Origin of the sequence: Marinobacter antarcticus (genome assembly GCF_011049865.1) — a bacterium.
In the GTDB taxonomy this organism is placed as follows: Bacteria; Pseudomonadota; Gammaproteobacteria; order Pseudomonadales; family Oleiphilaceae; genus Marinobacter; species Marinobacter antarcticus_A.
This window is the reverse complement of the sequence record NZ_DRGY01000127.1, coordinates 1-9,854: the sequence shown is the minus strand read 5'-3', so window position 1 is coordinate 9,854 and position 9,854 is coordinate 1. Positions and strand designations below refer to the sequence as shown.

The window sequence follows — 9,854 nt, the reverse complement described above, 5'->3', positions numbered from 1 at the left end:
TCTGTGCCGCATAAAACGGTGATGTGGTAGAGCGACTCGTGATACCGGTAATGAAGGGTGTACTCGTTCCAGTCAGCCGGCACGCAGGGGGCGATAATCAGATGATCTTTTTCCAGCGTCAAACCCAGCAGGCTTTCCAGGGCCAACCGGTACATCCAGCCTGCCGCGCCTGTGTACCAGGTCCAACCGCCTCGCCCCGTATGCGGCGGCGCGCCATAGACATCCGCGCACATAACATAGGGCTCGACCTTGTAGAGCTGCATTGCGTCCGGTTCGCTGCTGTGGTTAACCGGGTTGAGCATGCTGAAAAGCTCCCACGCACGCTCACGATTCCCCAGTTCGGCAAACGCCATGGTGGCCCAGATGGCAGCGTGGGTGTACTGGCCGCCATTTTCGCGCACGCCGGGAACGTAGCCTTTGATATAGCCGGGCTCAAGGGCTGATTTATCGAACGGTGGATCGAGCAACTGGATTAATCGGGCATCCCTGCGCACAAGGCGTTGGTCAACCGATGCCATCGCCTGGCGGGCACGATCGGGATCGCCACCGCCAGAGATAACGGCCCAGCTTTGGCTGATCGAATCAATCTGGCACTCGTCGTTTTCGGACGAACCCAGGGGAGTGCCGTCATCAAACCAGGCGCGCCTGTACCATTGACCGTCCCATGCATTGGCTTCGATGTGCTCACCGAGCCGTGCGGCCTGCTCGCTGCATAGCTCGGCGAACGCCGTGTCCTCGCGATCGTGGGCCAGACGCGCAAACTGCTGCAAGTTATCGTATAAAAACCAGGCGAGCCAAACGCTTTCGCCCTTGCCGTGCTGGCCGACCAGATTCATGCCGTCGTTCCAGTCGCCACAGCCCATCAGCGGCAACTGATGGGCGCCAAACCGCAGACCGTGCCTGATGGCGCGCACGCAGTGTTCGTAAAGACTGGCCGATTCCGCCGAACGTTGGGGTTGATCGTAATAGGCCTCTTCGTAAGGATACAACTCACGGCCTTCCACGAAGTGCACCGACTCATCGAGAACGTCTGTATCTCCGGTTGCCAGCACATACCGGCACGTGGCATAGGGCAACCAAAGATAGTCATCTGAAAAATGAGTGCGCACACCCTGCCCCCTTGGAGGATGCCACCAGTGCTGCACATCGCCCTGTATAAACTGACGCCCGGCGCAACGGATCAATTGCTCGCGGGCAAGCCCGGGGGTGGCGTGGATCAACGCCAGGGTATCCTGCAACTGATCGCGAAACCCGTAGGCGCCCCCAGACTGATAATAACCACTCCTGCCCCAAAGCCGGCATGACAGTGTCTGGTAAAGCAGCCAACCGTTGACCAGCACGTCCATTGCCGGGTCCGGTGTTTCCACCTGCACAGCACCCAAAGTGCGTTGCCAGTATTCCCCAACCGCCGCCAAAGCCCGCCGGGCACCGGCCGGCCGGCCGAAGCGCTGAATAAAGTTCTGCGCCTCATCGGTGTTACTGGCCGCGCCAAACACGAACACAATTTCACGCTCCTGCCCGTCGGCCAGCTCAATGTGCGTTTGCAGCGCGGCACAGGGGTCTAATGCAGCACCGACTCTTCCCGACAGGCGTGTTCGGTGCAGCGCTGCCGGGCTGGCTAACGAACCGTTACGACCAATAAATTCACTGCGATTGCCCGTCAGTGTATGCAGATACTCGCCTCCGCCGTCGTGATTAACATGGGCGAAGACCACTCGATTCGCGCACTCACGACTGTAGGCGTTGCGCGCAAACAGCGCCCCGCTGTGAGGATCCTTCTCGGTTACGATGTGCATCAGATTGGCGTGGCGCCATTCACCAAGCACCAGTTCCCAATACCCAGTGAGCGATATGCGCCGGGGGCGCCCGGAATGGTTGCGCAGCTTGAACACGACAAACTTCACCGGTGCGTCCATGGCCACGTAGGTGAACAACTCCGAATAAATACCGGCTTCATCGTGCTCGAATACGCTGTAGCCAAACCCGTGCCGGCACACATAGCCTGAACCGTTCTGGCTGCTCGTTGGCGCGGGCAACGGCGTTGGTGACCAGAACACACCTGTGTCTTCATCGCGGATATACAGCGCTTCGCCGCTGCTGTCGCTCAGCGGGTCATTGTGCCAGGTGGTCAAACGAAATTCGTGGGCGTTCTCCACCCAGGTATAGGAGCCACCGCTCTCGCTGATAACCGTGCCAATATGCGGACTGGCGATTACATTGACCCAGGGCGCAGGCGTGGTCTGCCCGGGTTTGAGGGTAATAACATATTCACGCCCGTCAGGCGTGAATCCGCCCAGACCATTGCAGAATATGCGCTCACAAACCGGCAGAACGAGCGAGCGTTCAGCCTTCGGTTCAACAAGAATGTGCGACAGAGGCGACGGACGGTCCGGCACGCGCTCCACCAGGGCACGGCGCCCAACCTGTTCAGACAGGGTTTCCGTGGTATCTGTGATCACAACCCGTGCAACTGTCATGAACAGAACACGATCCTCTTCAGAGAGCTCATCCGCACGCCGCACAAACACCCCGCCCGGCTTGCCTGCGTTCTCCGCTTCAGGGCCGGCGTTGATCAGACCTATGACCTGATCCTGCAAAACCGCCCGGTAGCCAGAAAAATCCTCGTTCAGAATCACCAGATCCGCACGCAGCCCCTTTATCCGCCAGTACGCATGGGCCTGCAGCATCTGTTTCACCAGTTCAATGCGGTTCACATCACCAATTAGCAGCAGAACAATCGGCAGGTCACCGGAGACCGAGAAGCGCCACAGACCCGACTGCCCTAACTGATTGCGGGCGACGACGCCATGCGCCGAGCGGCGCAGCGCATGGGCGTAAATAACAGAGCTGGCAAGCCGGGCATAAACCTGAGCATCGGCTTCCGTCGTGTTGATCAGGTGCAGAACTTCCTGGCTATGGCACCAGGCCATTTCAAAAGCCCGTTCAATAAAATGCCTGTCGCAGTATTTTTCAAGCAGTGCCAAAGCCGCTTCCCGGGTGTCCGCAACACCGGAGATGAACTGCACCGTGGCGGATTCGTCCGGCTCCAGTGTGAGCGTGCTGCGAATTGCCACGATGGGATCAAGCACCGGGCCCGCCGTATTCGACAGCGGCTGCGGGCCGTTATTGGTCAAACCACCGTATCCGGAAGACGATCTGTGCCCGCTGTCCAGCATCACCGGGTTGGCAGCCGTTCGGCACCGCCCGAGAAATCGACTGCGATCGGTTTCATACGAGGGTGCGTCAACGGTCGCACCGGGTGCTGCCAGCAGGTGGAACATCCAAGGCACCTGTTCACCCGGTGTACGCGGCCGCCTCGTGCAGAGAATTGCTTGCCGGTCTGGCAAAATTTCGGTCTGCACGAACAGATTGCTGAAGGCTCGGTGGGCAAGATCCGCGCTCAGGGGCGCCAATACAACCTCAGCGTAACTTGTCACCTCTATATGACGGGTTCTGGACGACTGGTTGGTAAGCGTAACCCGGCGAATCTCGACATCGTCTTCGGGTGAAACGCTGATTTCTGTGTGCGCGTCGATCGCCTCGTCACGGCGCCGATATTCAGCGCGCGCCTGAACAAATATCGCCTCGTAATGATCAGCTTTGCGCAAAGTAGGCTGATGCGCCACTGACCAGTAACGCCCGGTGTCGCGATCGCGCAGGTAAATGAATGTGCCCCAGTTATCGGCCGTAGCGTCTTCGCGCCAGCGGGTAACCGCAAGTTCATGCCAACGGCTGTATCCACCGCCGGCATGGGTCGCCATAACATGGTATCGGCCGTTGGATAACAGATGAACTTCGGGCAGCGGTGTGTTCAGATCGGTGAACACCCGCATTATCGAATCGGTTTCCGCTGCGGGAGGGCGGGCCGACGCGTTGACCTCTGAAGCATGGGGCTGCAACGTGGCGCCCTGCTTTGGCACCCGCTCCTGAAGCAATAACTGGGTCGCCCGCGCTTGTGGATCCGACATGAAGCGGCGCTGCATCGGCTGGTCAAGCAATAAATGCTCGAAGGCCAGAAGGCTCATCCCCTGATGGTGCGCCATAAAACTACGCACAACGCCATGCTGTTTGCCCCGCGGCACTCGCGAAGGGGTGTAATCGACCGCCTCGTAGAATCCGTAGTCGCCCAGAAAGCCTTTTTTACTCAGCAATTGAAGATTACGACAGGCCTCCAGTGGCATCACCATCAGCGCCAACGCACTGGCGTATGGTGCAATGACCAGATCGTCCCCAAGCCCTCGCTTGAGGCCCATCCCAGGCACTCCGAACGCCCGGTACTGATAAATCTGCTGCAGATCGGTGGCGTTATAACACGACTCGGAGATGCCCCAGGGCACCGCTCGCTGGCGGCCATATTCGATCTGGCGTAACACCGCAGACTTGCAGGTCTGGTCCAGTAAGGTGTTCTGATAACTCGGCATGATCAACTGCGGCATGAGGTACTCAAACATCGAGCCGCTCCATGAAATCAGGCTCACCTCGCCACCGTGGCTGGTCAACAGACGGCCAAGCGCGAACCAGTGCTTCTGTGGCACCTGGCCTTGGGCAATAAGCAGGAAGCTGGCCAGCCGGGCCTCGGAAGCCAGAAGATCGTAGCACGCGGGGTCGCGCCGGCGCTCGCCCACATCAAAACCAATCGTTAACAGGCAGCGTGCGGCATCGTAAAGGAACTCAAAATCCATCACCGCCAGTTCGCGACATCGATCTGCGAGACCGTCTATACGTTTGAGCCGTTCCACCGCGCCCTTGTACCCTGCATGACCTGCCTTGGACAGAGCCGACAGCGTGGGGATGGTCTCGAAAAGTCCGGGTTCGGGCGCCAGTTCGCGAAGGTCGTTTTGCAACTCACGGAACTGCCGATCAAATGCCTCGGCCCAATAATAGAGATCGCTCTGGGTATGAGTATCGGTGGCCTTATCCACATCGTATGGCAACAAGGCAACCAGCCCACCTTCAATACGGTGAAGCTCATCCAACGCGCGGTTGGCGGCAATCAGGGTTTGGGGAGGTCCCTCGAGAGTGAGCGCCTGCAACGTGTCCTGAAGCAGCCTGATCTTGTCTGCAAGCTCTTGCCCGGACGTAATGGATACGTGTTCCGCAAGTACCTGCAAGGAATCCTGTAAGCCCTGGAACGCGTTCGCCGCCAGTATCGGCGAGTCTTTCAGCTCGATCAGCCCCGCGTGCAGTGTGAGCAGGCTGCCGGCCAGATTGCCGCTGTCCACTGAAGACACATAATGGGGCCGCAGTGGTTGCAGTGTGCGGGTGTCGTACCAGTTATAGAAATGGCCACGGTAACGCTCCAGCTTTTGCATCGACGTCAACGTGTTCTCGATCCGGCACAGGCACTCGCCGGCGTGAATGTAGCCAAAATCGTACGCCGCCAGATCGGCCAGCAGTGCCATACCCATATTGGTGGGCGAGGTACGGGAGGCAATGGCCGCCTCGGGATATTCCTGAAAGTTATCGGGGGGCAGCCAGTTGTCCAACGGTGAAACAAAATCTGCGAAGAAGCGCCAGGTTCGACGGGCCGACGTGCGCAGGAATGCCCGCTGTTCAAGGGTCAACTTCGGCTCTGGCGTCAATAATGGTTTACTGATCCACCAGCCGACGATGGGCGAGAGCGACCAGAGCAACAAAGTGGGCGCCCAAACCACCCACTCCGCCGACCGGGTTTGCCATAGGGCAAAGGCCAGAAGCACCGACAAGGTTGGCCCTACCCACATTTCTCTTAAAAAACCGCTCAGTGTTTCGCGCGCATTACGAACCCCATAGGATCTCAACTGCCAAATCAGCAAGCCCCGTCGGGTAAAGAGCATGCGTATTCCTGAGCGCAGGATGGCATCCAGGCAAATCAACGCTTCGTAAGGCAGCATAATCCAGGCGAGCAAAGTCACGATGAGCGGACGAGGCGCAGACTGAGCGGTGAGGATCAGATGCTGTCGCCAGCTACGCTCTTCCGGTTTGCGGATACATTCAATCAGAATCCCGAAGAGCGTTGGCGCAAACACAATGCCAGCGCCAAACGATAGCCAGAACCAGGCAGGGCCCGGCCCGAGAAGCCAGCCACCTGCAATCAAAACAAGCAGTGCCGGCGACACCAGGCTTCGGCGCAGGTTGTCGACAATTTTCCACCGCGACAGGGCAGATAGCGGGTTTGGCTGTCGCTTTATCCCCGGCCCGGGCACCCAGGGCCACAACCAACCGGCAAGTTGCCAATCGCCGCGCATCCAGCGATGCCTCCGGCTGGTTTCCTGGGCGTAGGTGGCTGGATGCTCTTCGATAAGATCAACATCGGTTACCAGCGCCGAGCGCGCGTAGCCGCCTTCCAGCAGGTCATGACTCAGAATGAGATTGTCCGGAAATCGACCATCAACCGCCTGGCGAAAGGCATCGACATCGTAGATACCTTTACCGACAAACGACCCCTCCGCGAAAATATCCTGATAGATATCCGATATTTCACGGGTGTAGGGATCGATACCCGTTTCGCCCGCATACAATTTTGTGAACCTTGACTGACTTGCACTGGTGAGGCTGATGGAGGCGCGCGGCTGAAGTATCGTGTAACCCGCTGCAACGCGCCCCTTGGCGGCGTCGTAAACCGGTCGATTGAGCGGATGCGCCATGTTACCGACGAGGGCGTGTGCGGAATCGCGCGGCAGTTGAGTGTCGGTATCCAGGGTAATGACATATCTGATTGAACTGAGGATGGATAAGTCACCCATTCGTTCTGAAAACGCCGCTTGTTTCTCTCCCCTCAGCAATGCATTGAACTGCTCCAGCTTGCCGCGTTTACGTTCATAGCCCATCCACACCCGCTCAATGGCGTTCCAAACCCGAGGCCGATGAAACAAATAGAAAATGCATGGGCGATCGTCTTTGTAGGTGGCGTTGAGCGTATTGATCGCAGCACGTGCATAGGCCAGCAGCGATTCATCTTCGGGCAAGGTGCATGTGGATGCATCGCGAAAGTCCGTCAATAGAGCGAAGAACAGGTTGCCATCACGATTGCCGAGATAACGAATCTCCAGCGCCTCGAGCAAATCATCAATTTTTTGTGTGCTGTCGACCAATGTGGGGACAACCACTATCGTGCGCTCGCTGTCCGGTATTCCCTCCGAAAAATCAAGACGTGGCAACGCCCGTGGCGGCAGGAACATCGCGACCACGCGGTTGACCAAAGACACGGCCAGGGCGGAGCCACCGATCAGGCCCATGGCAACGAACAACCAATAGCGCCAGTTCATCGGTTGGAATCCGTCAAACGAAAACTGCGCGAGCAACGTGGTCACCGCTGTCAGCAGCAGAATCGCACTGGCATACAGGAAAAGACGGTGACGCCGGATCGTTCGGCCAAACCGCGTTTTCCGGGATAAGCTGCAACCCACTGACTGCTCCAGGCCAATGCGGCCCTGACCGGCCAGATAATAGCCAACGTGGGCGCTTCGGTCGCTTATACCGAGTCGCTTCGCCGCCTTTTGAGCAAGGGCAAGGGCCTCGGTTGCCACTTCCCATTCGCGGCGCGGGCTTTCTCTTGCCACATCTTCAACCACATGGCGGTAGCGGTCGCGGGTAGCAAAATCCTGACGTGCGTGTGTGCCTGTCGGATCCTCTCGCAGTATTCGTTCAACGACGCTGAGTGACTCGACAAAACTCTTCCAATCTGTGGCACCGATAAAGCGCAGACTGCCGATGCTATTGGCTATAGAGACCTGGTTGGATGCCGCTGTTCGGCTGGCGGCCTGGGACAACTGGCTTGCTGTCACGCCCTGTTCGTGCAGTTTTTGTTCGACCCACGCCTGTACAAAAGCCATGGTGTGCCCCTGCACCTGAAGCCGGGCGTAGAACTCCTCCACGAACGGAGCCGTCAGAGGCACGTCGGCATGGGCAAACTCGGCCAGCAAATGAACCAGGCGCCGGGGCTCGGTTTCGGCCGTTGTGAGCATGCGGTCCGCCCAGCTTATGGCTACATCGAGATCTTCGCGCCGTCGCGCGATACGAACGGCCACACGCCGGAGGTTTTCCAGCAGTGCCAACTGAAGCATGATCGGGAAGGCCCACAACTCGCCAAGTTTCAGCGGTTCGGCGCTTTGATAGGCGGCAACGAACTGGGTGGTATTTTCGATATCCACGCGACCGTCCATGTGCGAAATCAAGTCGAGGGCAAGATCGTAGATGCGTGGAAAACCGGCAGATGGGCCAGCCGCTAGCCTCGGTAACTGCCGGCTGTAGCCATGGGGAAGGTGCCTGCGTGCCAGATTAATCTGTTGTTCGATGAGATAAAAATTGTCGAGGAGCCAAGCCTCTGATGGCACGATTCTCTGCCCGGGCGTGACGGCGGCGGTCACTACCTCATAGGCCGCCATCAGCACACGCGCATTGTCTGCCAGCCTTGGCAGAAGCCGGTCCGGTCCCGGATGCGGATCAATTCCATGCCGAGCGGCCAAGGTAACGGCGTGGCGCTTGAGTTGCTCTATGCTAAACAGCTCCAAACGCAGCAGCTCAGGGCCCTGTTCATCGAACGGATTATTCAACGTGCGTGCCATATACCCGAACCCTCTTATGCCTACGGCATCCGACAGCAACAAACCCATTGTCTGAGCAATGAGTTAACATTCGGGAAGCGCTTTACAATAATAGCTTAATCTGCTGATCGTAGTTGTCGGTACGCTATCGAACACAGGGCAGCAGAGGCCATCGCACGTATCACCTGCCTCAAGTGACACTGGGCGCCATCACATTTCTTCATGAACCTGGCCATAGGCCAGCATCGCGAACAAACCTGTACCGCCGAGAATGTTGCCAATGAGCACCGGGGAAATATAGTAGATCAACGCGGTAAAGATGTTCATGTCCCCGTTGAGCACCAGAGTAAAAATTTCGTTTGACCCGGCAATGACGTGAGTAAAACCGCCCGCCGCGATCAGCCAGGTAAACATGACAATAACCACCACTTCGGATCCCTTCGCCGAGGGCAGCATCCACACCATCGCCGCTATAAAAAAGCCTGCAGGAACACCCCGCAAAAATGTCTCTGCGGGGGTCAGCGTTGCCAAGTGATGGGATATCTCCAGAATTGCTACCAGGGTCTCTTCCGCAAGAATGCCTCCGTGGACGCTTATAGCGGCCGTTACGAACGTGCCAAACAAATTGGCCGCGAGCACAATTCCCCACAGGCGAGCGGTGCGATAGATACGGTCGCGCGTCGGATCGGCCAGAACAGGCAGCACCACCGTGATGGTGTTTTCAGTAAACAGTTGAAGCCGGCACAGGATCACCAGAACAAACCCGAACGTATAGCCAAGGCTTTCAATCAACGTCAAGTAGGGATGATCCGAGCCCAGATCGGAGCGGATAATCCCTTCAACGAGAACCGAGGTCGAAATCCCTACCCCCGCTGCCACACCGGACCACCAGAGTGAAATTTTCGGGCGTTGCAGCTCGTCTTCGCCCTCGCGCAGGATGATCGAGTAGAGCGTCAGCGGCGATAGATTGCCGCGATCGGCTACCGTGTCTCGCTCTTTCGACGTCAGTGACTTTTCGCTCGACGTGGGGGTCTGCTCCCGGGATTCGCGATTCTGAGCTTTGGCCCGCGTCTCTTGCTCGTCCGCCGCTTTCTTGGCTTTCTTTTCGGAGGAGGCGTTCCGATTGGTTTCCTGATCACTCATTTAACGGTCCTTTGACCAATCGAATCATGGCGGGTCGAGGCTCACTCCCATTCAATCGTCGCCGGCGGCTTGGAAGACACATCGTACGTCACCCGTGATACGCCACTGATCTCATTGATGATGCGGTTGGAGACGGTTTCCAGCAGCTCATACGGCAGATGCGCCCAGCGCGCGGTCATGAAATCG

General features: G+C 57.9%; 3 protein-coding genes. All 3 read right to left on the bottom strand.

The genetic code is table 11. The annotated features are described in order from the left end of the window. Positions 1-8,546 (bottom strand): GH36-type glycosyl hydrolase domain-containing protein (locus ENI00_RS15390; protein WP_304104308.1); only part of this gene is annotated, 8,546 nt, incomplete at its 3' end. 189 nt (positions 8,547-8,735) lie between these two features. Next, positions 8,736-9,668 (bottom strand): formate/nitrite transporter family protein, encoded by a 933-nt coding sequence (locus ENI00_RS15385; protein ID WP_304104306.1) that lies wholly within the window; start codon positions 9,666-9,668, stop codon positions 8,736-8,738. A gap of 41 nt (positions 9,669-9,709) precedes the next feature. Further along, a partial coding sequence (locus ENI00_RS15380; protein WP_304104310.1) for a hypothetical protein occupies positions 9,710-9,854 on the bottom strand: 145 nt, incomplete at its 5' end.

Coding starts and splice junctions, on each gene's coding strand:
- ENI00_RS15385 (WP_304104306.1), bottom strand. CDS start 9,668: ATGAGTGATCAGGAAACCAATCGGAACGCCTCCTCCGAAAAGAAAGCC.